At 69.5% G+C, this 25,287-nt stretch carries 20 protein-coding genes and 1 tRNA gene; 7 read left to right on the top strand and 14 right to left on the bottom strand.

Going from position 1 to position 25,287, the window contains the following annotated elements; all coding sequences use genetic code 11:
- Positions 1-35: 35 nt before the first annotated feature.
- Both IO36_RS00390 and IO36_RS00395 read right to left on the bottom strand, forming a co-directional pair.
- Positions 36-1,100 carry a helix-turn-helix transcriptional regulator gene (locus tag IO36_RS00390; RefSeq protein WP_037614660.1) on the bottom strand — a complete coding sequence of 355 codons (1,065 nt, stop codon included), beginning with the start codon at positions 1,098-1,100 and terminating at the stop codon, positions 36-38.
- A gap of 696 nt (positions 1,101-1,796) precedes the next feature.
- Positions 1,797-2,921, bottom strand: a complete 1,125-nt coding sequence (locus IO36_RS00395) for a sugar ABC transporter substrate-binding protein (protein WP_245173068.1) — start codon at positions 2,919-2,921, stop codon at positions 1,797-1,799.
- A 281-nt stretch (positions 2,922-3,202) separates the two neighbouring features.
- Here IO36_RS00395 and IO36_RS00400 point away from each other — a divergent pair, with 281 nt between their 5' ends.
- Complete coding sequence (locus IO36_RS00400; protein ID WP_037614662.1) at positions 3,203-4,903, top strand: PA14 domain-containing protein; 1,701 nt, start codon at positions 3,203-3,205, stop codon at positions 4,901-4,903.
- Between the two features lie 63 nt (positions 4,904-4,966).
- On the opposite strand, the gene IO36_RS00405 is transcribed toward IO36_RS00400, so the two are convergent.
- From IO36_RS00405 to IO36_RS00425, 5 genes are all read right to left on the bottom strand, one after another.
- A complete protein-coding gene (locus tag IO36_RS00405) occupies positions 4,967-5,419 on the bottom strand; it encodes a heat shock protein transcriptional repressor HspR (protein WP_037614665.1) in 453 nt (150 codons plus the stop codon).
- A 7-nt stretch (positions 5,420-5,426) separates the two neighbouring features.
- A complete protein-coding gene (gene dnaJ / locus IO36_RS00410; protein ID WP_037614668.1) occupies positions 5,427-6,614 on the bottom strand; it encodes a molecular chaperone DnaJ in 1,188 nt (395 codons plus the stop codon).
- 33 nt (positions 6,615-6,647) lie between these two features.
- Entirely contained in the window at positions 6,648-7,307 is a 660-nt protein-coding gene (gene grpE / locus IO36_RS00415) for a nucleotide exchange factor GrpE (RefSeq protein WP_037614671.1), read from the bottom strand.
- Positions 7,304-9,148, bottom strand: coding sequence for a molecular chaperone DnaK (gene dnaK / locus IO36_RS00420; protein ID WP_037614673.1), 1,845 nt, complete (start codon positions 9,146-9,148; stop codon positions 7,304-7,306). Before dnaK ends, grpE begins: the two co-directional genes overlap by 4 nt.
- A gap of 147 nt (positions 9,149-9,295) precedes the next feature.
- Entirely contained in the window at positions 9,296-10,432 is a 1,137-nt protein-coding gene (locus IO36_RS00425; RefSeq protein ID WP_063764806.1) for an MraY family glycosyltransferase, read from the bottom strand.
- Positions 10,433-10,952: 520 nt separating this feature from the next.
- Here IO36_RS00425 and IO36_RS00430 point away from each other — a divergent pair.
- Positions 10,953-13,229, top strand: a complete 2,277-nt coding sequence (locus IO36_RS00430; RefSeq protein WP_037614675.1) for a (Fe-S)-binding protein — start codon at positions 10,953-10,955, stop codon at positions 13,227-13,229.
- Between the two features lie 412 nt (positions 13,230-13,641).
- Positions 13,642-14,688 (top strand): Yip1 family protein, encoded by a 1,047-nt coding sequence (locus IO36_RS00435; RefSeq protein ID WP_078942913.1) that lies wholly within the window; start codon positions 13,642-13,644, stop codon positions 14,686-14,688.
- A 137-nt stretch (positions 14,689-14,825) separates the two neighbouring features.
- On the opposite strand, the gene IO36_RS00440 is transcribed toward IO36_RS00435, so the two are convergent.
- From IO36_RS00440 to IO36_RS47300, 3 genes are all read right to left on the bottom strand, one after another.
- Positions 14,826-15,323: a phosphoribosyltransferase gene (locus IO36_RS00440; RefSeq protein WP_037615298.1), complete on the bottom strand. Its 498-nt coding sequence runs from the start codon at positions 15,321-15,323 to the stop codon at positions 14,826-14,828.
- Between the two features lie 10 nt (positions 15,324-15,333).
- Positions 15,334-15,909, bottom strand: a complete 576-nt coding sequence (dcd, locus tag IO36_RS00445) for a dCTP deaminase (protein ID WP_037614679.1) — start codon at positions 15,907-15,909, stop codon at positions 15,334-15,336.
- Between the two features lie 94 nt (positions 15,910-16,003).
- On the bottom strand, positions 16,004-16,177 hold the full coding sequence (locus IO36_RS47300; protein WP_209441142.1) for a hypothetical protein: 174 nt from the start codon (positions 16,175-16,177) through the stop codon (positions 16,004-16,006).
- 267 nt (positions 16,178-16,444) lie between these two features.
- On the opposite strand from IO36_RS47300, the gene IO36_RS00455 reads away from it, so the two are divergent.
- The 4 genes from IO36_RS00455 to IO36_RS00470 all read left to right on the top strand — a co-directional run bounded on the left by IO36_RS00455 (position 16,445) and on the right by IO36_RS00470 (position 18,899).
- Positions 16,445-16,518, top strand: a tRNA-Gly gene (locus tag IO36_RS00455).
- Positions 16,519-16,842: 324 nt separating this feature from the next.
- On the top strand, positions 16,843-17,412 hold the full coding sequence (locus IO36_RS00460; protein WP_037614684.1) for a DUF4232 domain-containing protein: 570 nt from the start codon (positions 16,843-16,845) through the stop codon (positions 17,410-17,412).
- Positions 17,413-17,657: 245 nt separating this feature from the next.
- Entirely contained in the window at positions 17,658-17,996 is a 339-nt protein-coding gene (locus IO36_RS00465) for a hypothetical protein (protein ID WP_037614687.1), read from the top strand.
- 327 nt (positions 17,997-18,323) lie between these two features.
- Positions 18,324-18,899 (top strand): MBT domain-containing protein, encoded by a 576-nt coding sequence (locus IO36_RS00470; protein WP_037614690.1) that lies wholly within the window; start codon positions 18,324-18,326, stop codon positions 18,897-18,899.
- Positions 18,900-19,363: 464 nt separating this feature from the next.
- On the opposite strand, the gene IO36_RS47870 is transcribed toward IO36_RS00470, so the two are convergent.
- From IO36_RS47870 to IO36_RS00495, 4 genes are all read right to left on the bottom strand, one after another.
- Positions 19,364-19,978 (bottom strand): SulP family inorganic anion transporter, encoded by a 615-nt coding sequence (locus IO36_RS47870; protein WP_342455103.1) that lies wholly within the window; start codon positions 19,976-19,978, stop codon positions 19,364-19,366.
- A 201-nt stretch (positions 19,979-20,179) separates the two neighbouring features.
- Positions 20,180-22,078 carry an alkyl/aryl-sulfatase gene (locus tag IO36_RS00485; protein ID WP_037614695.1) on the bottom strand — a complete coding sequence of 633 codons (1,899 nt, stop codon included), beginning with the start codon at positions 22,076-22,078 and terminating at the stop codon, positions 20,180-20,182.
- Between the two features lie 395 nt (positions 22,079-22,473).
- Positions 22,474-22,881: a prealbumin-like fold domain-containing protein gene (locus tag IO36_RS00490; RefSeq protein WP_037614697.1), complete on the bottom strand. Its 408-nt coding sequence runs from the start codon at positions 22,879-22,881 to the stop codon at positions 22,474-22,476.
- Between the two features lie 250 nt (positions 22,882-23,131).
- Positions 23,132-25,186 (bottom strand): ABC transporter permease, encoded by a 2,055-nt coding sequence (locus IO36_RS00495; protein WP_158997160.1) that lies wholly within the window; start codon positions 25,184-25,186, stop codon positions 23,132-23,134.
- Positions 25,187-25,287 lie beyond the last annotated feature (101 nt).

A 25,287-nucleotide genomic window follows, 5' to 3' on the forward strand; every position in this document is an offset into this window, starting at 1 on the left:
GCACACGGCGAGGGGCCGCGCGCGGACCGGCGATGTCAGCGGCCGGCCGGGGACCCGCGGTCCGGGACGGCGGGGGCGGCCTGCGCGGCCTCCAGGGCGGTGACCGTCTCCGGCACGGGGGAACGCTGCGGCCCGTCCAGACCCGCCTGGGCGATCCGCACGCCCAACTGCGTCCGGCTGGCCGCGCCGAGCGTCTCCGACAGCCGGGCGATGTGCGCCCGGCACGTGCGCACGCTGATGCCCAGGCGCTCCGCGACGACCGCGTCCTGATGCCCCTCGGCCAGCAGCGCCGCGATGGACCGCTCCCGGTGGGTGATGCCCTCGATGCCCGTCTCGGGCATCGGTGAGGCCAGCGGGATCGCCAGGCGCCACAGCCGCTCGAAGACCGTCACCAGATAGTCCACCAGGGCGGGGTGACGCAGCTCCAGCGCTATCGTGCGGTCCGGGTTGGCGGGGATGAAGGCGACCTTGCGGTCGAAGAGGATGAGCCGCTCCACGACCTCGTCGAGCGTGCGCGCCTCGGCCGCTTCGCCCATCAACTCCATGTAGTTCAGGAGGCCTTGGCCGTGCCGGGCCACATGGGTGTACAGGTCGCGCATGCGCACCCCGCGCCGCCGCATCTCCAGCGCCCTGTGCAGTCCCTCGACCAGTTCGTCCTCGCGCCGGATGCCCCCGGGCTGCACCGTGAGGACCTCGCGGGTGCACTCCTCGGTCGCCTTGTCCATGGCCGCGTGGATCCGCGGCAGTCCGTCGAGGACCCGGATCGCCGCGCCCTCGGCCGGAGCGCTGACCCGGCCGCCGAGGCCCGCGTACCACTCGAACGCCGACACCGCCTCGCCCACCCGGGCCTGGCTCGCGCTGACCTCCTCGTACACGCCCCGCAGGAGCCGGGTCATGACCTCCTGGGGCGAGGTGGGCACCAGCCAGCCCATGTCGTCCGGATCGGGGTGCAGCAGCGCCAGTTCCAGCAGGCAGGGCACCGGCTCGGCGTCCTCGCGGGGTACCCGGCCCCGTCGCACCGCCCGGGAGTACACCCGGTCGCCCGCGTCGCACAGCCGGTCAGCGCCGTGCGGATGCCTGTCCGTCCCGTGCCCGGCCATCTCCCACCCCTGGCTCCAGCTCCGACCCACCGATCCCTGGCGTGAGCCCCCGCGTCAGGGCGTTCTCCGCAGCGCAACTATGCGCGGACGCGTCCTGCATCGCAACAAGGCTGCCTCGCCCGGAGGCGTCCGTTCGCCCCTGCTCATCCGGATACCTCCCGACCTCCGCCCCGGCCCTTGCAACAAGCTGAAGTACCCCGCCCGGCCGGGGAGTCGACGAGCCCCGGGGCGTTCGCGCGTCGGCCGAAAACCGCCCCTGCGCCCACGCGGCCGCGCCGACCCCGACCACGGAGCTGTACCCTGCGCGGCCGCCTGCGCCGAGCCGGCGTGCGGGCACGTTTCCGCGCCCGGTTCACGACGAAAGCGGTGCGGGCAGCGGCGGTGCGCTGGGCCTCCGGGCGCGCTGCGCGAACAGGGGCGGCCCTCGGGCAGGCGGAGGGCGATCGTGCCGGGAGGGGCGCGTCCGGCCCCTGAGGGCGCCGTGACGAGCGCGGTGCGCGCCGGGGGCCTCGACGGGCGGCACGGGCGCTCTGACGGGGCCCGAGGCTCCGCCAGGGGCGCACGGCGTGCAGGGAGCGCCCCTCGGACCGGGGGCGGCATTGGAACGGCCCCGGTCGCGGGTGGCGCCATGGGCGCATCCGCGAGCGGGGCCGAGATCGTGTGCTCCGCCGTCCCGGGACGGCGGGGCGGAACGTCCTACTTGATGCCGAGCGAGCTGCAGAGCGCCTTGTACGGCGCCGTGCAGATCTTGCTGACGGGGTAGATGCCGTCCTGGACGACCGTGTCCTCGATGTTGTCCTTGGTGAGGGCGACAACGGGCACGAGCTGGGACGGGACGTTCTTGTCGGTCGGGCTGCTGACCTTGTCGCGGGTGAGCGCGTCGAACTCGATCGAGCGGCCCTGGACCCGGGCGACCGCCATCTCGGCGGCGGCGCTGGCCTCCTGCGGGTACGACTTGTACACGCTCATGTACTGGTCGCCCTTGATGATGCGCTGCACGGCGATCAGCTCGGAGTCCTGGCCGGTGACCGGCGGGACCTTGCTGACGCCCGCGGACTTGAACGCGTCGATGACCGCGCCCGCGATACCGTCGTTGGCGGCGTAGACACCGGCGATGTTGCTCAGCCCGACGGCCTGGATGGACTTCTCCATGTTGGCCTTGGCGTTGACCGGGTTCCAGTCCTTGGTGTCGTACGCGGCGGAGATGATCACCTTGTCCTGGAGCTCGGACATGGCGCCCTTCTTGAACTGCGCCGCGTTCGGGTCGGTCAGCGACCCGTTCATCATGATGATCTTCTTCTGGGCCGAGTTGGCACCCAGCGCGCCGACCAGGGCCTTGCCCTGGGTCTCGCCGACCAGCTCGTTGTCGAAGGAGATGTACGCGTCGATCGGACCCTGTGCCAGACGGTCGTAGGCGATGACCGGGATGCCGGCCTCCTTCGCCTTGCGCACGCCCTTGGCGATCGTCACCGAGTCCACCGCGTCCACCAGGATGACGTCGACCTTGTCGTCGATCATCTGCTGCATCTGGCGAAGCTGCTTGGCGGCGTCCTGCTCGGCGTTCAGGTAGACGACGTCACCCTTCTTCTCGGTGAGCTTCAGCACCTGGTCCCGGATGATCGGGTAGTCGAACTTCTCGTAACGCGTGTTCTGCTTCTCCGGAAGGAGCAGGCCGACCTTGATGTCGTCACCCTTGGTGGGGCTTGCCGAGCTACCGCTCCCCCCGAGGCCCATCAGGCCGCAGCCGGAGACGGTGAGGGCCATGGCGGACGACGCCACGGCTATGGCGGTACGGCGCAGGCCGGTGTTACGAGTGTTCACATCAGGTGCCTTCCGGGCGAGGTTGCAGCATTGCGACCCAGGTGGCTGAAAGCCAACGCGGCGATCACCTCAGCGTCAAGGAGTAACCACTTAACGAGATGGCAACGGCGTTTCGCGTTCCACAAGTGAACACGACGGGAAAAGACTACGCCCATCCATGGAGTGCTCCCCTCAGCTTCACCTTCTGTCATTCACAGGTACAACCAACTTCCGTTCACAGGAGTCCTGACCCTCGACGGTTTTTAACAGCCGTTGACACTCCGTCAGTCCTGAAGGAACACATGCACAGAGCCACCGTCACGCGGGGCGCCCTCGCCTCGGCCGTCGTGATCGCCGGCGCCGGCGGGCTGCTCGCCGCGGCCGGCCCGACCGCCACCGCAGTGACCAACTGCACATCGCCCGTCTATAAGCGGCAGTTCTACGCGAACACGACCTTCTCGGGCACGCCGAAGAAGACGGACTGCGACTCCGCGATCGACCAGGACTGGGGCTCCGGCGCACCCGCGTCCGGACTGCCCGCCGACAACTTCGGCGTCCGCTGGACCGTGACCCGGGACTTCGGTTCGGGCGGTCCTTTCACCCTCCCGGTCGCCACCCAGGACGGAATACGGGTCTATCTGGACGACATACGCAAAATAGACCTCTGGAAGAACATTTCGGCCACCCAGTCAAAAACGGTCAACCTGACCGTTCCATCCGGAAAACACACACTGCGAGTCGATTTCGTCAACTGGACGGGCAGGGCGAACGTGACCTTCGCCTACAAACCCGTCACCTCCGCCAGCGCCGACAGGATCAAGCCACTTGTTCCCACCGGTTCCGCGGTCGCCTACGACACCGCCACCGGCCGTGCCAAGGTCTCCTGGTCCAAGAACAAGGAGATGGACCTCGCCGGGTACCGCGTCTACCGCCGCCCTCAGGGCAGCACCGCCTGGACCCTGCGCACCACGACGACGGCCACGTCGTACACGGACACGTCCCTCCCCCTGACCGGCGACACCTACTACTACGAGGTCCGCGCCCGCGACAAGGCGGGCAACGAGTCGGCGGGCACCACCGACCGCCCCGTGACCACCGCCGACCGGACGGCGCCCGGCGCGCCCACCGGCCTGGCCGTCACCGACTCCTCCGAGAAGGGCGGCCTGCGGACCGGCTGGAGCGCGGTCGCGGGAGCGGCCTCCTACCGGGTGTACCGGGCGGCTACCGAAAACGGCTCCTACACGAAGGTGGGAACCACGGGGGCGCTGTCGTACCGCGACGCCACGGCCGAGCCGGGCGTCACCTACTACTACCGGGTGACCGCCCTCGACGCGGCGGGCAACGAGTCCGCGCGGTCCGGCTCCGTCAGCGGCAGGCGGCGCGACGACACCCCGCCGTCCGCCGTCACCGGACTGACCGTCACCCCCGCCCCGTACGGCTTCGAGCTGCACTGGGACCCCGACCCGACGCCCGACGTGGCGCGGTACGTCGTCTACGCGGGCGACCTCGTGCGCTCCGACGACGGGAACGTGTGCTGGGTCCATCAGGTGGAGTGGCTGTTCACCGACACCACCTCGTACACCTACCGCACCCTGCCCGACGGCGAGGAGCGGTGCTTCTTCGTCGACGCCGTCGACGACGACTGGAACTCCCACTGGGAGTTCACCCACGAGGCGGACATCGTGAGCGCGGACGAACTCGACACCACGCCGTCCGTCGAGACGCCCGACGACGGGCCGGTCCACCTGACGGCGTCCGCCGGTGAGCACGGCGAGGGGCCCGCCACGCTGTCCTGGGACACCGTGGCCGACGCCACCGGCTACCGGGTCCACCGCTGGAACCCGGACACCGGCGCCTACGAGCAACTGGCGACCGTCCCGGGGTACTCCTTCACCGACGCCAGCGCCGCCAAGGGCACCACCCACTACTACCGGGTGACGGCCCTGTACGCCGACGGCACCGAGTCGGCGCCCGGCGGCGACTACGCGATCCTGGCGCCCTGAGACACACGAAGGGGCCCGGCGGTTCGGACGAACCGCCGGGCCCCTTCGGACACGGGTGGAGAGCTAGTCGGACGCCCGCTTGGGACGCCAGACCACGAGCGCGCTCGTCTGCTGGACCTCCTGGTACGGGACCAGGTCCCGCCGGTAGGAGGCGTGCACGGCGGCCTCGCGCTGCTGCATGGCGGCCGCGGCACCGTCCAGGGCCGACTCCAGCTCCGCGACACGGGACTGGAGCGCGGCGACCTGGTTCTCCAGTTCGATGATGCGCTTGATGCCGGCCAGGTTGATGCCCTCGTCCTGCGACAGCTGCTGGACGGTGCGCAGCAGCTCGATGTCGCGGGCCGAGTAGCGCCTGCCCCGGCCGGCCGTGCGGTCGGGAGACACCAGACCGAGCCGGTCGTACTGACGCAGCGTCTGCGGGTGCAGCCCGGAGAGCTGGGCCGCCACCGAGATGACGTAGACCGGGGTCTCCTCGGTCAGTTCATAGGGGTTGCGTCGACGACCGGTCGTGTCCATGGCTCCGTCATGCTCCCTTCGCGGCCTGGAACAGCTCCGCCCGCGGGTCCTCACCCGCGGTCGCCTCGCGATACGCCTCCAGGGCGTCGCGAGCCTTGCCGGACAGGTCCTGGGGGACCGTCACCTCGACGGTGACCAGCAGATCCCCCCGGGTGCCGTCCTTGCGGACCGCGCCCCTGCCCCGGGCGCGCATGGTGCGTCCGTTGGGGGTGCCCGGCGGCAGCTTCAGCGTCACCGGGGGACCGCCCAGCGTGGGCACCTTGACCTCTCCGCCCAGCGCCGCCTCCGCGAAGGTGACGGGCACGGTGACGGTGAGGTTGTCGTCCTTGCGGCCGAACACGGGGTGGGAGCCCACGTGGACGGTGACGTACAGGTCACCGGCCGGGCCTCCCCGCTCACCCGGAGCGCCCTTGCCGCGCAGCCGGATCCGCTGGTTGTCGCTGACCCCCGCGGGAATCCTGACCTGCATCGTCCGGGACGACTTGGCCCGGCCGCTGCCCGCGCACTCCATGCAGGGGTGCTCGGCGATCAGACCACGGCCCTTGCAGTCCGGGCAGGGGTCCGTGAGCGAGAACCCGCCGCCCGAGCCCCGCGCCACCTGACCGGTGCCGACGCAGGTCGGGCACACACGCGGTGTGCCGTTCTTGTCGCCGGTGCCGGAACAGGCCTTGCAGGGCGCCTGCGAGGTCATGCGCAGCGGAACGGTCGCGCCGTCCACCGCCTCCGTGAAGGAGAGCGTGACCTCGGTGTCGATGTCCTGGCCGCGCCGGGGCTGCGTCCGCGTGCCCGGGCCTGCGCCGCCACGGTTGAACAGGCCCCCGAAGACGTCGCCTATGCCGCCGCCGAAGCCGCCGGCTCCTCCCGCTCCCTGGCCCGGGGCGCCGCCTCCGAAGAGGTCGCCCAGGTCGAAGTTGAAGTTGCCGCCGCCGGCGCCGGGACCGGGACGGAAGCCACCGTTGCCGAAGAGGGCGCGCGCCTCGTCGTACTCCTTGCGCTTCTTCGGGTCGCCGAGCACGTCGTTCGCCTCGGAGATCTCCTTGAAGCGCTCCTCGGCCTTGGCGTTGCCCTTGTTGGCGTCCGGGTGGAACTCGCGGGCGAGCTTCCGGTACGCCTTCTTGATCTCGGCCTCGGTGGCGTCCTTGGGGACGCCGAGGACCTTGTAGAAGTCCTTCTCGATGAAGTCCTTGGTGCTCATCCCCGACGTCCCTCCTTCCTCATCCGTTCAAGCTCAGCCCTCGTCCGGGCCACCGCTCTCCTTGTCCTCCGCCGCCTCGGCCGAGTCCTCGGCCTTGACCGTCTGGGCCCCGGGCTGCGGTTCGGCGACGGCCACCCGCGCGGGGCGGATGGTGCGCTCGCCGAAGCGATACCCCGGCTGCAGAATCGCCACGCACGTCGTCTCCGTGACGTCCGGCGCGTACGAGTGCATCAGGGCCTCGTGGATCGTCGGGTCGAAGGGCTCGCCCTCCTTGCCGAACTGCTGGAGCCCCATCTTCGCCGCGACGGTCTCCAGGGATTCGGCGACGGACTTGAATCCGCCGACGAGCTCCCCGTGGTCCCGCGCGCGGCCGATGTCGTCGAGCACGGGCAGGAGTTCGGTCAGGAGGCTCGCCACGGCGATCTCCCTGACCGCGATCCGGTCGCGCTCGATCCGGCGGCGGTAGTTCTGGAACTCCGCCTGGAGCCGCTGGAGGTCCGCGGTGCGCTCGGACAGTGCCATGCGCGCCTGGTCCAGCTGGGCCGTCAGGCCGGTCAACTGTGCTGCTGCGTCCCCGTCCGGGGCCGCCGCCCCCTCCGCAGAGGGGGTGGCGGTCTGCGGCTCGGCGTCGTCAGAGGTGGCGCCGGAAGGGACGTCGGGCTGCTCTTCGAAGCCCGGGGTCTCCTCCGTCACGCGGCACCGTCCCGGCGGTCCTCGTCGACGATCTCCGCGTCGACGACGTCGTCGTCGGCCTTCGGGGCCTCGGCGCCGTGGGCGTCGCCGCCGGCGGCCTGGGAGGCCTGGGCATCGGCGTACATGGCCTGGCCGAGCTTCTGCGAGACCGCGGCGACCTTCTCGGTCGCGGTGCGGATCTCGGCGCTGTCCTCGCCCTTGAGCGCGGCCTTGAGCTCCTCGACGGAAGCCTCGACCTCGGTCTTGATCTCGCCGGGGACCTTGTCCTCGTTGTCCTTGAGGAACTTCTCGGTCTGGTAGACGAGCTGCTCGCCCTGGTTGCGGGTCTCGGCGGCCTCGCGGCGGGCGTGGTCCTCCTCCGCGTACTTCTCGGCCTCCTGGCGCATGCGGTCGACCTCGTCCTTCGGCAGCGAGGAGCCGCCGGTGACGGTCATCTTCTGCTCCTTGCCCGTGCCGAGGTCCTTCGCGGTCACGTGCATGATGCCGTTGGCGTCGATGTCGAAGGCGACCTCGATCTGCGGGACACCACGGGGGGCCGGCGGCAGACCGGTCAGCTCGAACATGCCGAGCTTCTTGTTGTACGCCGCGATCTCGCGCTCGCCCTGGTAGACCTGGATCTGCACGGACGGCTGGTTGTCCTCGGCGGTGGTGAAGATCTCGGACCGCTTGGTCGGGATCGTCGTGTTCCGCTCGATGAGCTTCGTCATGATGCCGCCCTTGGTCTCGATACCGAGGGACAGCGGGGTCACGTCGAGGAGCAGGACGTCCTTGACCTCACCCTTGAGGACACCGGCCTGCAGGGCGGCGCCGATGGCGACGACCTCGTCCGGGTTGACACCCTTGTTGGCCTCGTTGCCGCCGGTCAGCTCCTTGACGAGCTCGGCGACGGCGGGCATACGGGTGGAGCCGCCGACAAGAACGACGTGGTCGATCTCGGACAGCTGGATGCCGGCGTCCTTGATGACGTTGTGGAACGGCGTCTTGCAGCGCTCCAGGAGGTCGGCCGTCAGCTGCTGGAACTGGGCGCGCGTGAGCTTCTCGTCCAGGTGCAGCGGGCCCTCGGCGGAAGCCGTGATGTAGGGCAGGTTGATCGAGGTCTCGGTGGACGAGGACAGCTCGATCTTGGCCTTCTCGGCGGCCTCGCGCAGACGCTGGAGCGCCATCTTGTCCTTGGCGAGGTCCACGCCGTGGCCGGAGCGGAACTGCTGCACCAGGTAGTCGACGACACGCTGGTCCCAGTCGTCACCACCGAGGTGGTTGTCACCGTTGGTGGCCTTCACCTCGACGACGCCGTCGCCGATCTCCAGGAGGGACACGTCGAAGGTGCCGCCACCGAGGTCGAAGACGAGGATCGTCTGGTCGTCCTTGTCGAGGCCGTACGCGAGCGCGGCCGCGGTGGGCTCGTTGACGATACGAAGGACGTTGAGACCGGCGATCTCGCCGGCTTCCTTCGTCGCCTGGCGCTCGGAGTCGTTGAAGTACGCCGGGACGGTGATGACCGCGTCGGCCACCTTCTCGCCCAGGTACGCCTCGGCGTCGCGCTTCAGCTTCTGCAGGATGAAGGCGCTCATCTGCTGCGGGTTGAAGCTCTTGCCGTCGAGCTCGATCTTCCAGTCGGTGCCCATGTGACGCTTCACCGAACGGATGGTCCGGTCCACGTTGGTGACCGCCTGGCGCTTGGCGACCTCGCCGACGAGCACCTCGCCGTTCTTCGCGAAGGCGACGACGGACGGCGTGGTCCTGGCGCCTTCGGCGTTGGTGATGACGGTGGGCTCGCCGCCTTCGAGAACGCTGACGACGGAGTTAGTCGTGCCCAGGTCGATGCCGACCGCACGTGCCATTTCGATTCCTCCAGCAATGACTTGAGTGGAACGGACTCAAGTGTGCACGACGTCCGCCTCCCGGTCAACAGACCTGAGTCGTGGGGGCTCAACTCTTATCCGCTCCTTACACGCAGGGAGCCTCTGAGCTGCGGTTTTCTCGCTCTGTCAGCGCACCTTCACCGCACCCTGTGCCTCCGGACGGGGGCGTCCCGGACGTCCCAGCCGCCTCGGACCGGGTCCCCCGGGTGCCGGGATCGCATGCGGATGGGCTCGACGCGGGCGGGATCCGGAGCGCGGCGGGAGGGGTCCTGGCCGCAGGGCCCCCGCGACGGCGACCGCCGCCACGGCTCCGGCCACCCACCAGGCCGCCCCCGCGCCGAGCCACCCGAGATCGATGCTCAGCCCCACGGACGCGGCCGCGAACGCGGCGAGCCCCGTCACGACCATGACCCCCTGCCGGGTCAGACCCGCCCGCCGCAGCCGGTGCACCAGATGGTCCGGCGCGGAGCGCAGCAGCGGCCGCCCCGTCCGCCACCGCGAGACCAGGACCAGGACGGCGTCCGCGCCGGCCACGGCCGTCAGCGCGAAGGCGGCGCCGAGGCCTGACCCGGCGGGCCGCACGGCGTGCACCTGCACGACCGCCGAGGCCAGCAGGAAGCCGGTGAACAGCGATCCGCACCTCCCCGGCGCGATCCGGGCGGGCGGCCAGCCGTGCATCAGGAAGCCGGTGAGGGCGGCGGCCAGCACGCTCAGCAGGGCCGCGAGCCCGTCCATCAGTTCCGCGGCGGCGCACCCGCTGAGCGCGAAGGCGGTGACGACGCCGACCGTCCCGAGCACCCCGTCGGCGTGGTCCAGCGAGCGGAAGGCGTGCGTGACGAGGACCGTCCAGACCACCGCCAGCACTCCGGCCGGGAGGCCGAGCTCGTCGAAGGGGACGGTCAGCGCGGCGGCGACGGCGACGCCCGCGGCGCACACCAGCGGGGGCACGGGCAGCAGGTCGGCGGCCAGTCCGAGCAGGGCGACCAGGAGCCCCGCGACCAGCAGCCGCCCGGCGTCCGGGCCGAGCGGGGCGGCTCCGGTCCAGTCGCCGGCCCGGCCGACGAGCGCCGTCGCGCCCGCCACGGCCAGGCCGCCGAGGAGCGGAACGGTCCTCACTCTCCCGGGCGCCCGCGGTCTGCCGCGGCGGGCGGGAAGCCCCGTCCCGTCGGCCGCGCCGAAGCGCAGGGACAGCGACCGCAGCAGCGCGGCGAGCGTGGCGGTCAGGAGCAGAGCGGCGGTGGCGGCCGTGATTCCGTACAGCACGTCGCCAATTTAGGGGTGATTGTCACAGTATTGGGTGAATAACACGATCGGGTTTACGTGTCCTGGCGCCACCGGGTGAATCCGCGCCTGCTCCCGGGTGAATCCGGGTCCACCACCGGGCGCACGGGGGCTGCTCACGGACGCACCGGAGCCGCTCACGAACGCACCGGGACTACCCCCGGACGCACCGGAGCCGCTCGCGGACGGCACTGGGGCTGCTCCCGGACCCACCGGGTCCACGCCCGGACGAACGAAGGCCGCTCCCGGACCCGTCCGGACGCGCCCCGGAGGAATCCGGCCCCGTCCCCGGACGAACCGGACCCGCCCCGGGTGAACCGGATCCGGTGCCCGCCCCCGGGGGGCCCACTCAGGCTTCCCTCAGCGACGCAGATCACCGCACCGCTGACTACAGTGCGGCGAAGGAAGTGGGTAGTCTCAGACGGACTGCATAAGTTACCGCTTAGTAATCACCTTCGAGGTCACTCTCGGAGAACACCTCGCAGGCCCGAGGAGCCCCCGAATGCAACTCGCCGCGATCATTGTGTCGCTGGTCCTGACCGTGATCGGCGTTGCGCTGATCTCGCGGGCCGTCGCGCAGATCTACCGGTTCATCAAGCTCGGCCAGCCCCTGCCGGCCGGCAGCCGCACCGACGACTGGAAGTCCCGCAGCATCACGCTGGCCAGGGAGTTCGTCGGCCACACCCGTATGAACCGGTGGGGGATCATCGGCGTCGCGCACTGGTTCGTGGCCGTCGGCTTCCTGACCCTCGGCCTGACGATCGTCACGGCCTACGGCCAGCTGTTCAAGGCCGACTGGACGCTCCCGATCCTCGGCGGCTTCCTCCCGTACGAGCTCTACACCGAGTTCATCGCGCTGTTCACGACGCTCGGCATCCTCGTGCTGATCGCCGTCCGGCAGCTGAACCGGCCCTCGAAGCCGGGCCGCAAGTCGCGCTTCGCCGGCTCCAAGACCGGCCAGGCCTACTTCGTCGAGGCCGTCATCCTCGTCATCGGCCTCGCGATCATGACCCTGCGCGGCCTCGAGGGCGCGATCCACGGCGTCGACCACTACGAGGCCGCGTACTGGGCCTCGTACCCCCTGGTCGCCGCGTTCAAGGGCCTGAGCCTCGGCACCCTGCAGAACCTGGTCTACCTGACCGCCATGATCAAGCTCGGCGTCACCATGGGCTGGGCGATCACGGTCGGCCTCAACACCAACATGGGTGTGGCCTGGCACCGCTTCCTCGCCTTCCCGAACATCTGGTTCAAGCGCGACGCCAAGGGCGCGACCTCGCTCGGCGAGCTGCTCCCCATGACCAGCGGCGGCAAGGCCATCGACTTCACCGACCCCGGTGAGGACGACGTCTTCGGCGTCTCCCAGGTCGAGCAGTTCTCCTGGAAGGGCCTGCTCGACTTCTCCACCTGCACCGAGTGCGGCCGCTGCCAGTCGCAGTGCCCCGCCTGGAACACCGGCAAGCCCCTCTCCCCCAAGCTCCTGATCATGTCGCTGCGCGACCACGCGCACGCCAAGGCCCCGTACCTGCTGGCCGGCGGCGGCAAGACCATGGAGGGCGAGGAGAAGGCGTCCGAGGAGCAGCTCAAGGACGTCCCCGCCGCGGCCCTCGCCGAGGCCGAGCGCCCCCTCATCGGCACCGCCGAGGAGAACGGCGTCATCGACCCGGACGTCCTGTGGTCCTGCACCACCTGCGGTGCCTGCGTCGAGCAGTGCCCGGTCGACATCGAGCACGTCGACCACATCGTCGACATGCGCCGCTACCAGGTGATGATCGAGAGCGCGTTCCCGTCCGAGGCGGGCACGATGCTCAAGAACCTGGAGAAGAAGGGCAACCCCTGGGGCCTGGCGAAGAAGCAGCGCCTGGAGTGGCTCAAGGAGGTCGAGTTCGAGGTCCCCGTCGTCGGCAAGGACATCGAGGACCTCTCCGAGGTCGAGTACCTGTACTGGGTCGGCTGCGCCGGCGCCCTGGAGGACCGGGCCAAGAAGACCACCAAGGCCTTCGCGGAACTGCTGCACATGGCGGGCGTCAAGTTCGCGATCATGGGCGGCGACGAGAAGTGCACCGGTGACTCCGCCCGCCGCCTCGGCAACGAGCCCCTGTTCCAGGAGCTCGGCATGGAGAACGTGGCCGCGCTGAACATGGCGTTCGGCGAGGACGACGAGGACGAGTCGACCAGGAAGCCGAAGTCGGCGAAGAAGATCGTCGCCACCTGCCCGCACTGCCTCAACACGATCGGCAACGAGTACCCGCAGCTCGGCGGCGACTACGAGGTCATCCACCACACCCAGCTGCTCCAGCACCTCATCGACGAGGGCAAGCTGCTCCCGGTGACCCCGGTCGAGGGTCTGATCACGTACCACGACCCCTGCTACCTGGGCCGCCACAACAAGGTCTACACGCCCCCGCGCGAGATCATGTCCGCCGTCCCGGGCCTGCGCCAGCAGGAGATGCACCGCCACAAGGAGCGCGGCTTCTGCTGCGGCGCCGGCGGCGCGCGGATGTGGATGGAGGAGCGGATCGGCAAGCGCATCAACAACGAGCGTGTCGACGAGGCCCTCTCCCTCAACCCCGACATCGTCTCCACCGCCTGCCCGTTCTGCCTCGTCATGCTGACCGACTCGGTCAACGGCAAGAAGAACGACGGCAAGGCCAAGGAGTCCGTCCAGGTCGTCGACGTCGCCCAGCTCCTGCTGGAGTCGGTCAAGACGCCGGTCGAGGACGAGCCCCCGGCGGGCACGGCCGAGTCGGAGAGCGAGCCCGAGCCGGAGCCGGTGAAGTAGCCGTCCCGCCGTCCCGTCCGGACGACCGTCCGGCACGACTGTCTGAACAGCCGCCTGACCCGGCCGTCAGGCACCGCCGACCGGCCCGGTCCGGACCGGCGGAACCGGCGCCCCCGTGCTCCTCGGAGCACGGGGGCGCCGCCGTGTCCGGCCCCGTGCCGTCGGCCCCGCCCGCTCCCCGAGCGGGTGGGCGCCCCGGAGTCATCGGGGACCGCCTGTCCCCCGGTCGGGTGGGCGTCCCGGCGTCATCGGACCCCGCCCGCGACCCGCGCGACCTCACGTCCCGGAGTCATCGGGCCCCGTCCGTCCCCCGGGCGGCCCCACGTCAAGGGGCCTTCCGCGGGCCCCGCGTCCCGCTCCCGCCCGCTCCCTTCCCGCCCCCGTAAGGGCAGCCCGCGAGGGCCCTTAGGGGATGTCACAGCTCGGCCCCAATGCCGGGCCCGTTGCCCCGGGGCCGACACGTCACTCTCCGGGACCAGGTACGTTCGATGACGTGGCTGGATTCAGGATCGGACGTGGGGGCCGGGAAAACCGTGCCCCGCAAGGGCGACCGCAACAACAACCGTACGGACAGTCCTCCCAGGGGCGCGGGCAGCAGTCCCCCCGGGGAGGCGGGCAGCAGCCGTACGGCTACCCGCCCGCGCCCTCGCAGCCGCAGTACGGGGGACAGCAGCCGTACGGCGGCCGGCAGGGCGCTCAGCCCCACCGGGGCGGACCCCAGGGCGGCTGGCCCCAGGGCGGCGGACAGGGCGGCGGGTACGGCGAGCCGGAGTACTTCGGTGACGGCCACCCGCAGCAGGGCCCGGACCCGTACGCGGCCAACAGCCCCGGCCACACGCAGGCCTTCTCGATCGGCGAGGACCCCTACAACCAGGGGGACACCTACCGGGCGGGCCAGGCGGCCGCTCCGCCGGTCGGCCCGCGGCTGCACTGGAAGGACCTGCTCCGGGGCATAGTCATGGCCCCCGGCCGGACCTTCCTCCAGATGCGCGACTACACGATGTGGGCCCCGGCCCTCACCGTGACCTTCCTCTACGGCCTGCTGGCGGTCTTCGGCTTCGACGGGGCCCGCGAGGACGCGATCAACGCGACGCTCTCCAACGCCGTCCCGATCGTCCTGACGACCGCCGTGGCCCTCGTGCTCAGCACGTTCATTCTGGGCGTGGTCACCCACACCCTGGCCCGCCAGCTGGGCGGTGACGGCGCCTGGCAGCCCACGGTCGGCCTCTCCATGCTGATCATGTCCATCACGGACACCCCGCGCCTGCTGATCGCCATGTTCCTCGGCGGCGACGCGTCCTTCGTGAAGCTCCTCGGCTGGGTCACCTGGGTCGCCGCGGGCGCCCTGCTGACGATGATGGTCTCCAAGTCCCACGACCTCCCGTGGCCGAAGGCCCTCGCCGCGTCCTCCATCCAGCTGATCGCGATCCTGTCGATCATCAAGCTCGGCACGTTCTGACCCACCGGCGCCGCACGCGCCGCCCAGAACCCACGAAAGGGGCTCCCGACCACACGGCCGGGAGCCCCTTTCACGTCACATCAGACGCGCTTCACGTCGCATCATGCCCGCTTCACGCACGCGGCGGCGCTCCGCTCCTACGAGTCGAGCACCTGGCCCTCCCGCCTCACGACGGGGGGTTCGACGCTCCACGGGAAGTTGATCCAGTCGTCGGTGCGCTTCCAGACGTACTCGCACTTCACGAGCGACTGGGTCTTCTCGTAGATCACGGCGCTGCGGACCTCGGCGACCTCGCCGACGCAGAAGTCGTGCACGAGCTTGAGCGTCTTGCCCGTGTCGGCGACGTCGTCGGTGATCAGGACCTTCTTGTCGGAGAAGTCGATCGCGTTGGGGACGGGGGCGAGCATCACCGGCATCTCCAGCGTCGTCCCCACCCCCGTGTAGAACTCGACGTTCACCAGGTGGATGTTCTTGCAGTCGAGGGCGTAGGCGAGCCCGCCCGCGACGAACACACCGCCCCGGGCGATCGAGAGCACGATGTCGGGCTCGTAGCCGTCGTCGGCGATCGTCTGGGCGAGTTCGCGTACGGCGACGCCGAACCCTTCGTAGGTGAGGTTCTCGCGCGCGGGAGACATCGTCATCGCCTCAGACCTGGGTGCGGTGGAAGTTCATGTAGGACCGCGAGGGCGTCGGCCCGCGCTGACCCTGGTAGCGGGAGCCGTACCGCTCGCTGCCGTACGGGAACTCGGCCGGCGAGCTGAGCCGGAACATGCACAGCTGCCCGATCTTCATCCCCGGCCACAGCTTGATCGGCAGGGTCGCGAGGTTGGACAGCTCGAGGGTGACGTGCCCGGAGAAACCGGGGTCGATGAACCCGGCGGTGGAGTGCGTGACCAGGCCCAGGCGTCCGAGCGAGCTCTTGCCCTCGAGGCGCGAGGCGAGGTCGTCGGGCAGCGAGATGACCTCGTACGTGCTGGCGAGGACGAACTCTCCGGGGTGGAGGATGAACGGCTCGTCGCCCTCGGGCTCGACGAGCCGCGTGAGGTCCGCCTGCTCGACCGACGGGTCGATGTGGGGGTAGCGGTGGTTCTCGAACACCCGGAAGTAGCGGTCGAGACGCACGTCGATGCTCGACGGCTGCACCATGGATTCGTCGTAGGGGTCGATGCGGACCCGCCCGGCGTCGATCTCGGCCCGGATGTCCTTGTCTGAGAGAAGCACGTCCTGAGGATACGCAAGGGGCGCGGAGCCCCCACAATCGTGACGGCCCGCGCCCCTGTCCTACAGCAGCTGCCACAGCCGCTGCCACTGCGTCCTACTGCTCCGACACCGCCTTCTCCAAGGCCACCGGCACCACACTGCGGAGCCGGGCGCACCGCGGGCACCGGAGCAGCCGGCCGGGGCCGAGCCGCTCGGCCTGCTGCATCGGGAACGAAGCGGTGCTGAACACGTGCCCCTCGGCACAACGGACGACGGTGCGCTCCATCAAGTCCCAGAGTCCCTTCCCCAAGAGCCGTTGCCCGGCTGATGCCCTGACAACGAAAGCCACATTACGGGAGGAAGGGGACGGCTCTCCAGGCGGCACTCCGACCCCGCCGAGACCGACTCCGACGTCCCCACCGTACGCCCCAACTCCGGTCCCCCGCAGCCTCATCGGGCCCCCGGAAAACACACGGGCCCCACGGTTTCGACGCCGGGGGGCGGGCATGAGGTACAGTGAGCGAGCATTCGGACACCGGCTCGGCCGACGTCTTACGCGGGTGTAGTTTAGTGGTAGAACATCAGCTTCCCAAGCTGAGAGTGCGAGTTCGATTCTCGTCACCCGCTCCATGTGAAACCCCCAGGTCGATGACCCGGGGGTTCTTTGTTGTCCAGACCAATGGACGACCGCCACGTCCAGCACCTCGGCAACGGATGATGCTTGGAGCCGAGCCCACTGCATCGCCCTTGTTTCCAAGGCGTGTTGCCTTCGGTGTGGCAGCAATGGCCATCTGCACGGTGCGCCTGTCGTCACCGTTCCGTCACAAGCAGTCGCCGCACTGAACCTTGCCGCTCTCCCGCCCTATCTGCACTCACGTACCACGACCACACGTACCGCGGGGCGACAACCGACGACCGAAACCCGCGGACGAGACGACTCAGGGGGACGACAACATGCGTCACAACAACGGCATTCGCAGGGCGGCTCTGGCGACGACGGCGGTCACGGCCGTCGCGGCGGCGGTGACCGGCATCCTGCCCGGCACCGCCATGGCGGCGAGCACCACCACCTCTACCCCGCCGCCCGCTTGTTCGGCCTCCGCCCTCCAGGTCAGCGCCCGGCAGGCCGCCCACCCGCCCGTCGGGACCGGTACCGGGGCGGCGGTCGTGCAGTTCACCAACGTCTCCCGGAAGACGTGCGTCCTGAAGGGCCATCCGACGGTCGCGGGCGCCGGCAACGGCTCCCCCGCCCACAACACCCCGCTCAAGGTCACCCCCACCGGCAGGGCGGCCACCGTGACGGTCCGGCCGCACGGCAAGGCGTGGGTGAAGCTGACCTTCGTCCAGGTCCAGGGGGAGGGCGACGGCTACTGCGTGTCGGGCAAGACCCCGGCGGTGTATCCGACGATGGTCATCGGGCTGCCGCACTCCGGGAAGCACCAGGTCGCCCTGAACGACGGGTGGTGGGCCGAGTGCGACAACAAGGTGACCGCCACCCCGGTCTCGGCGGTCAAGCCTTCCTGACCCCGGTCCCCACAAATCGAGCAGCCTGCATGCCTGCATGACGATCGCAGGGCTCTGACCTGCACGTTTACGCGGAACTGCACATAGGTACAGGTCAGCGACTCAATGCACCTTCGGCGCGCTGAGTCGCTGACCTGCGGTGATCAAACTCCGCTGACACAAACTCGTGTCCATCAAAGTGCGATGGCGAGAGCTACGGATCAAATGCTGACGGCCCCGATGGGGCCTGCGAGAGACTCGGGCCCATGGGTATCGACCTGGAGCTGCACTCCGCACGGCCAACGCGAAACTGGCGCACATCCCGAGCAACACTCCTCAGTAGCTCGTACGGGCACGGGGACGCGTTGGCCGATGCGCTCGGCTCCCTACGACTGCTGGGCGTGCCTGGGCGGCTCACGGCTGTTGATCCGTACCGAGACACGTTGATGAACGAGCAGGAGGCCGCCGTCGCACTCACCGAGATCAGCGGTCTGCGCCAACAGTGCAGCGATCAGCACCAGGTCGCTGCACTGGACGACCTCGCAACGCAACTACAGCAGTGCGCCAAGACCCCCGGCAGCTACCTGTGGTTCCAGGGCGACTGAACGCGAGCCACAACCGTGCCAGAACGAGGATCTTCCGCCTCGACCGTCCTCTGCTGCTCATGCCAGGAGATCGAGTCTCCATGGACGGCGGCCGTCTGCTCGTGCGACGGGCCGGCGGCCGGGAGGAATACCCGACAGCCGACCTCGCTCCGTGGTGCCGGCGTTGGCGGCTCATCTGACGGCCATGAACTTTCCGATGTCTCAAGATCGTCAACAGCGCCCGAACCTCCCACCCGGCACAGGGCCTGCGGGGGCGCCCTGTCATGATGAGCGGCCGCCAGGACCGCACGGGTCTTTGGAAGAGTCCGCGGAAGAAGAGAAGGCACGATGCGATTTCCATGGCGCCGACGGCCGGCCGAGCGATCTAGGCGACTGCTTGACGCTGCGGAGATCAGGCCCGGATCGACGGATGACGGCAACGACCAGGACGTCTGTCGAGAGGTCGCCTATCGAGTCGCCCAGCGCAACTCCGCCGCGGTCACCGAGGTTCTGGCGATCGTGGAGGAACTGCTCGGGGACGAGGCGAACCACGAGTTCGTCACCTCACTGCTGGAGAACATCCAGAACCTTGTGTCGCACGGTCTCGACACGCTCTGGTCGCCCGACGAGGTGTACGCCCTGCTGGGTCCCCGCAGTGCAGTCTGCTGGAGCACCCTGACCGACTACTGGACCGCGGTGGCCGATTGGTGCGCCCGTACCGGCCTGCCGTTGGAGCCTGTCGAACCGCTTCTCACCATCCAGAACGAGCAGCTGAAGGTGCTTTTGTGGACAGGGAACCGGACCCTGTCCACTGGGGAGAAGCTCGGGCTCGCACAGGCAGTCCGTTACGAGCAGGCCAACGGGGTTTCCATACCCAGCTATAGCCACATCGCGGTGGCACTGCGTAGTACCGGACAACAATGATCCTGCTCGGACCCGTAGCCAGCCAGTTCGACCACGCGGACCGCTGCCCGACGTGCATGGATGCGATCACGTCGTGGTCTACCTGGGAACACCAGATCGTCCGCTGCGAGGTAGGTCATGAGGTCCGTCGCGTATTTCGAGTCGCCCTCGATGAGCGCTTCAGCCACCTCGGCCGGCGAGTCGGGGCCAGTAGCCCCGGGCACGGCGTACTGCTCCCCATCCCGTTCGGCCTCGACAACGAGAGTCCGGATCTGCTCCTCCGCTGAACCCTGAGCCTCAGGCGAGACGCGGCCGAAGACCCCTCGTGGCGGATCATCCCAACTGATCGATCACGGACCCGGTCGATCACTCGTGAGGGCGACGCCGCCTGTGTCGAACCCAGTCGGTGACCAAGAAGCCTGCCGCGACGAGGAGCAGCATCAAGGCACCGAGCACCACAGTGACCCCCGCCGCAACAGCGGGCATCACCCACCAGTACGCATCGTCGTCCTGCACGCCTGCCCCCTCCGTCCACTCATCCTCGACGTCCAGAGATCGCGAAAGGTTCCTGTCCAAGGCCCTGCGTCAGCATTGAAGTCACCACCGATCCTCCCGGCGGGGCCCGAAAATCGGGGACGGAGATGGGGCCGAAGCAGGAGGGCGAGGAATCGGGCCTGGCGGGCCGCCTGGACGCAGTACGGCAGCAGGGAGATCACCGCGCCGAGCACGATGGCCTGTTGCAGCGGCAGCTGCGTGGTGGCGAGGAAGGTCAGCACCATGAGCCGGTGGCCGGTGGCGTCCTTGAGAGTGCCGGTGATGAGCTGCAGCGCGATGCCGGTGGCGAAGCCGGTCATCACGGCGTTGGAGACGAAGCTCATCACCGCTCCGAGCCGCAGCACCCCGCTCAGGACCATGACCACGCCCGCCATCACGGTGAGTGTGGCGATGGTCCCGGGGTCGGCAGGGTCCAGGCCCGCTTCCTTCAGAACGCTCTGCGAGGTGAGGGCGATGGCACTGGTGAGCGTGGTGACCATCAGCACGGTGCGAGCGGTCAGCGAGCCGACGATCGCCGGCGCGATGCCGGCGTACAGGCCGGCGATCGGATTTGAACTCGGCGATGGAGGCGTACGCCATGCCCTCGGGGATGGAGAACAGCCCGGTCACCAGGCCGGCGCCCAGGTCCGACCGTGTCGGCCGGGCAGGTCGGCGAAGGAACCGTCGCACCTCGTGCCCGCCTCCTTCACGGATGGTCCCGGACCGCGGCCCGCGGGGGTGGAATCAACGGGCCGGGGCCTGCGGCGTCAAGGGGTCACGATGGCGAAGTCCGGGTCCGGCTCGCCGAGATGTCCGAGCAGGGCGCTCAACGCGCCGGCATCGCCGCTCACGCGGACCCCGTCCTTCGTGGCGAGCTCGTCCGGACTGATGCGGCCGAGCAGCACGGCGCGCAGGTCGGCCTCGGTCAGCGTGAAGATGACGTCGGGCTCGGCTGCCGCCGCCGACTCCGTGCCGTGGGTGAGGACTCCGTTGCAAAGCCGCTGGGTCACCGGCGGCCCGTCGGAGAGATCCCACCGCACGGTGATCAGAGCGTCCCAGGCGTTCGGGCCGTCGACTCGGATGGCCAGGGCGTCGAAGAGCTGGTCCAGGGTGAGGGCCGCGAGCAGGTCGGGCGCAGCGGTCTCGACGGGGGTACCGACCGGGCCGTTGCGCAGTTCGTAAGCACCCATCAGGAAGAAGTTGCGCCAGGTGCCGTTCTCGCTGCCGTAGCCCAACTGTTCGAGCGCGTCAGCCTGCAGGGAGCGGGCCTCGGCGTTGTCCGGGTCGGCGAACACCACGTGATTGACGACCTCGACGACCCAGCGGAAGTCACCCTCGTCGAAGGACTGCCGCGCCTGACGGAGCACCGCCTCGGCGCCGCCCATGAACCGCACGTAGCGACGGGCGGCGTCCGTCGGCGGGTGTTCCCACAGGTGCGCCGGGTTGCCGTCGAACCAGCCGAGATAACGCTGGTAGATCGCCTTGGTGTTGTGGCTGACCGAGCCGTAGTAGCCGTGAGTGTGCCAGGCCCGCTCCAGCGCCGGCGGCATCTCCATCCGCTCGGCGATCTCCGGTCCGGTCAGGCCCTGGTTGAGCATCCTCAGTGTCTGGTCGTGGAGATAGGCGTACAGGTCGCGCTGTTCCGACAGGAACCGGCGTACCTGTTCGCTGCCCCAGACGGGCCAGTGGTGCGAGGCGAAGACGACGTCGGCTGAGGCGGTGAAGAGGTCGATGGCCTCGCTGAGGTAGTGGGCCCACACCCGGGGGTCGCGGACCACGGCGCCGCGCAGCGTCAGCAGGTTGTGCAGGTTGTGCGTGGCGTTCTCGGCCATGCACAGTGCGCGCAGTTCGGGGAAGTGGATGTTCAGCTCGGCGGGCGCCTCTGTGCCGGGGGTGAGTTGGAAGACCATCCGGATGCCGTCGACCGTCTCCGTCTGGCCTGTGCGGGTGATGTCCACAGTCGGCGGGATCAGCCCCACCGTGCCGGTGGAGGTGGTCTGCCCCAGGCCCGCCCCGACCTGTCCGCGTTCGCCCGGAGGCAGCGCGGCGCCGTACATGTAGGCGGCGCGGCGGCTCATGGCCGTACCGGCGTAGACGTTCTCGCTGACCGCGTGCTCCAGGAAGCCGTGCGGCGCGAGCACCGGCACTCCCGCGGCGACGTCCTCGTCGGTCAGGACGCCCCGGACGCCGCCGAAGTGGTCGACGTGGCTGTGTGTGTAGAGGACCCCCGTCACCGGCCGGTCCCCGCGGTGCGAGCGGTAGAGGGCCAGGCCCGCGGCGGCGGTCTCGGCGGAGATCAGCGGGTCGATGACGAAGACACCCCGCTGCCCCTCGACGAGCGTCATGTTCGACAGGTCGAAGCCGCGCACCTGGTACACACCCGCGGTCACCTGGAACAGTCCGTGGTCTGCGCACAGACCGCTCTGCCGCCACAGACTCGGGTTGGCCGTGTCCGGGCATTCCTGCTCCAGGAACCCGTAGGCGCCGAGGTCCCACACCGTGCGCCCGGCGGCATCACGCACCAGCGGGTCCTTCGCCGTTCCCATGAAACCGCGCCGGGCATCCTCAAGGTCCTGGGTGTCGTCGAAGCCGAAGCGCTGTCGTACGGCGCGGTTCGCGTCGGCGACGGCCGGGTGGGCGGGCTTGCTGTCGGTGGGCCGGGCCATGGCGCACTCCCCTGTCGGACCTCGCCGCCGGACGCCGTGCGGCACACGGTCCACTCTTGCCGGGTGCCGCAGAGGGGTACGAGCCGGCGTACGCCGTACGGGTGCGACGACGTCCGCGCGTCGCGGACCGCAGGGGCCAGGTACTGCTCATCATGGCGGGACCGGGCCGCGATGGACGCACCGTCGAGGGCCGTCACGGACACCAGCATGCCCTCCGGTAACGCCTCCTCAGAATCGGCCGCGGGGCGCCGGAAGGCATGGTGCTCCTGAGTCGGGACAACCGTGAAAACAGCTGGTGACCGGGGGTGAGCCGGTCATCAGCCGTGTCTTCGGTCAGGTGCTCGAGACTGCTCCCGAGCGATATCCACTCGGGCGCTGTTGTGCCGTTGGGCGGGTCAGGACTTGCCGTACCCGTCGCACTTGCCGCCGTAGCCTGCCGTGCAGTCGGGCGTGTTCTTGACCTGGACCGTGACGTCCTCGTGGGCGCCGTTGATGACGTACGGGCCGGTCACCGGGTTGTCGGGCAGGACGTAGCCGTCCGGGACGGCGGTCTCGCGCAGGTAGTACGTGCCGTACGCGAGCGGGTCGAAGTCGCAGGTGCCCCTGCGGTTTGTGGTGCATTCGGTGCCGGTCAGGGTGTCCGGGGTGCGGCCGTTCGTCTGCAGCCCGGCCCGGCCGTTCGACTCCTTCCACAGTTCGAACACGGCGCCTTCCAGTGGCCGCCCGGTCTTGGCGTCCGACTTCTTCAGGTGGAGCGAGCCATCGTGCTCCTCGGGCGTCTTCGTGTCCTGGGCGGTGGCCACTCGCAGTTACACCAGGAGTGGGCACCTGGGCAGCCTCCGATCTCTGGCGCCTCGGTGGGCCGCTGGAGGATCTGATGGCCAGCGGTTGTCCGCGGAGCCCTGCGAACGTTCGCACCCGAGGGGCATGCACACACCATGCCAACGGCTTGTGCACGCCCCTGATCAACTGCTTTCGGGCGAGCGTCGGGCCATCGCCCGGATCTGCACCCTGCCCTTCGCCACCGACCGCCGATCGACAGGAGCGTGGTGCTCAGGGCACGGCTCCGATCGGGACCGACACGGCAGCGGCTTCGGTGGCGTCGGTGGGCACCTTCGCCTCGGTGTGGCGCAGGTCGAGCACGATCAGGACTGCCGCGGCGACGGCGAGATAGATGAGCAGATTGATCAGTGACTGGCTGGTTCCGTGACCGTCGAAGTAGATGGTGCGGTGCAGGAGGAGATAGCCGTTACGAGGCGGCAGGTAGGGCCCGATGTCACGCCAGAACGCGGGCAGGTACGGCACTCCGTTCGCGCCGCCGGAGGACGGGTTGCCGAACAGCATGATCACGACGACCGTCAGGAGGGTGCCGATGGGTCCGAGCAGTTTCTGCAGGATCGCGGCGACGAAGGCGACCACGGCGACGATCAGCGAGCAGACGGGCCAGGTGATCCAGAACCTGCTGCTGGGGAATCCTTCCAGCCAGTAGCAGACGATCAGGTCGACGACCAGGCCGCTGACGACGGCGAAACCGGCGAGCTGGGCGGCGCGCCATCGGCCTGCCGCTTTCCCGGTGGCGGTCATGAGCAGGGTCGAGCTCATGTAGCCGCCGATGAGCAGGGGGACGAGCATGAGTCCTTGGACGAGGCCGAACGGGTCCTTGGGCACGAGCGGGAGCGGGGCGTACTGCTGGACCGCCAGCTTCTGCCCGGTGCTCTTGGCCGCCTCTTCGAACCGCACCGCGAGATCGAGCGGTGCGAGGTCGCTCATGGACGGCGCCACGATGAGGGTGTTCTGTCCGCCGGACGTGACCAGCGCACCGTAGATGCGTGCGTGGTCGATGGCGGACTTCACCGCCGCTTCGTCCGCATACTGAGTGACCTTCAGCGAGATGTTCTTCTCGGCCGCCGCCAGGACGGGCGAGGATCCGACCGTACCGAACGGCAGGTCGGTGGCCTTGGGGGCGTGCGAGGCGATCATGTAGGTAGTGGAGAACAGGCATTGCATGACGGCGCAGATGCCCAGCGCGACGAGCATCCCGGTCACGGCCCGCCGGCGCTGGGGGGCACTTGTCACAGGATGCCTGGAGTCCGAAGCCCGGGCCTCCGGGCCGCCTGTCCCGGCGGCCGTCCTGCCGGGGCGGATGCGGCCGAACCAGGCGATGACCGCCATTCCGGCAAAGGCGTACAGGAACAGCACGGTCAACGGAGTGGAGATGCCGTTCCCGCCGAAGTAGAGAACGCGGTTGATCAGCGTAACCGCGCTCTGCGCCGGGAAAATCACTCCGATGTTGCGCCAGTAGACCGGCAGCAGGTACGTGCCCAGCCCTCCTGCCGGCGGACCGCCGATGACGATGAACAGCAGCGCCACGATCAGCGTGCCCATCCTGCCCACCAGCGCCTGTACCCCGGCGGCCGCCAACGCCACCGCCGAGGTGATGAGCCAGAAGCACGGCAGCAGCGGCCAGAAGTGACTGCTGGAATACGCGCCGATCCCCAGTCCGGCGATCAGGCTGGTCAGCACCGCGCCCACCAGGGCGTATCCGACCAGCACGGCCGCCCGCCACGGCGCTGCGGCGACGCCGTGAGCTGCCTTGAAGACCAGCACGGCGGCCAGATAGCCGCCGATCAGCAGAGGGATCAGCAGCAGTGACGTCACCGCGCCCACCGGGTCGCTGGAGGCAAGTGGCTTGACCGTCTGTACCGTGACGGGCCGCCCCAGCTTGTGCGCCGCCTCCAGGAACGCCGGCTCCAGTTCGGTCTGGGCGAAGAAGCTCTTCGCCGGAACCACGACCAAGGTGTCGGACGAACCGTTGCTGACGTACGCGCCGTACAGCTCACCCTGATCGACCGCGTCCATCACCGCTGACGTGTTCGGATACGAGGTCAGGTCGAGCCCTGCCTGCGATGCCACCGCGGCGACCACGGGGGAGGGCGGCCCGGTCACGCCGAAGGGCATGTTGCGTGGCACCAGCAGCTGCTGGGCGCTGACCAGACACAACGCGAACACGGACTGAACGACGAGGACAACCCCCAACGCAGCGATGATCTTCACCACGCTGTTCCGCCCGCCCGCAGCGGAAGCACCCTGGGCCGGTCGTCCCGTCATCGCTGTCCTCCATGGGCGTCACCAGCCCCGCCGGATTTCGGCAGTCCGATCACCTCTCCTGTGCCATCACCACACGGGCCCGATCGGGCGGCAACTCCGGT

Source organism: Streptomyces aureus, from assembly GCF_000725495.1.
GTDB lineage: Bacteria > Actinomycetota > Actinomycetes > Streptomycetales > Streptomycetaceae > Streptomyces > Streptomyces aureus_B.

Bases quoted from the DNA above. Each gene is read 5' to 3' on its own strand.
- IO36_RS00390 (WP_037614660.1), bottom strand. From the start codon at position 1,100: ATGGCCGGGCACGGGACGGACAGGCATCCGCACGGCGCTGACCGGCTG.
- IO36_RS00400 (WP_037614662.1), top strand. From the start codon at position 3,203: ATGCACAGAGCCACCGTCACGCGGGGCGCCCTCGCCTCGGCCGTCGTG.
- IO36_RS00405 (WP_037614665.1), bottom strand. From the start codon at position 5,419: ATGGACACGACCGGTCGTCGACGCAACCCCTATGAACTGACCGAGGAG.
- dnaJ (WP_037614668.1), bottom strand. From the start codon at position 6,614: ATGAGCACCAAGGACTTCATCGAGAAGGACTTCTACAAGGTCCTCGGC.
- dnaK (WP_037614673.1), bottom strand. From the start codon at position 9,148: ATGGCACGTGCGGTCGGCATCGACCTGGGCACGACTAACTCCGTCGTC.
- IO36_RS00430 (WP_037614675.1), top strand. From the start codon at position 10,953: ATGCAACTCGCCGCGATCATTGTGTCGCTGGTCCTGACCGTGATCGGC.
- IO36_RS00435 (WP_078942913.1), top strand. From the start codon at position 13,642: ATGTCACAGCTCGGCCCCAATGCCGGGCCCGTTGCCCCGGGGCCGACA.
- IO36_RS00440 (WP_037615298.1), bottom strand. From the start codon at position 15,323: ATGTCTCCCGCGCGCGAGAACCTCACCTACGAAGGGTTCGGCGTCGCC.
- IO36_RS00460 (WP_037614684.1), top strand. From the start codon at position 16,843: ATGCGTCACAACAACGGCATTCGCAGGGCGGCTCTGGCGACGACGGCG.
- IO36_RS00465 (WP_037614687.1), top strand. From the start codon at position 17,658: ATGGGTATCGACCTGGAGCTGCACTCCGCACGGCCAACGCGAAACTGG.
- IO36_RS00470 (WP_037614690.1), top strand. From the start codon at position 18,324: ATGCGATTTCCATGGCGCCGACGGCCGGCCGAGCGATCTAGGCGACTG.
- IO36_RS00485 (WP_037614695.1), bottom strand. From the start codon at position 22,078: ATGGCCCGGCCCACCGACAGCAAGCCCGCCCACCCGGCCGTCGCCGAC.
- IO36_RS00495 (WP_158997160.1), bottom strand. From the start codon at position 25,186: ATGACGGGACGACCGGCCCAGGGTGCTTCCGCTGCGGGCGGGCGGAAC.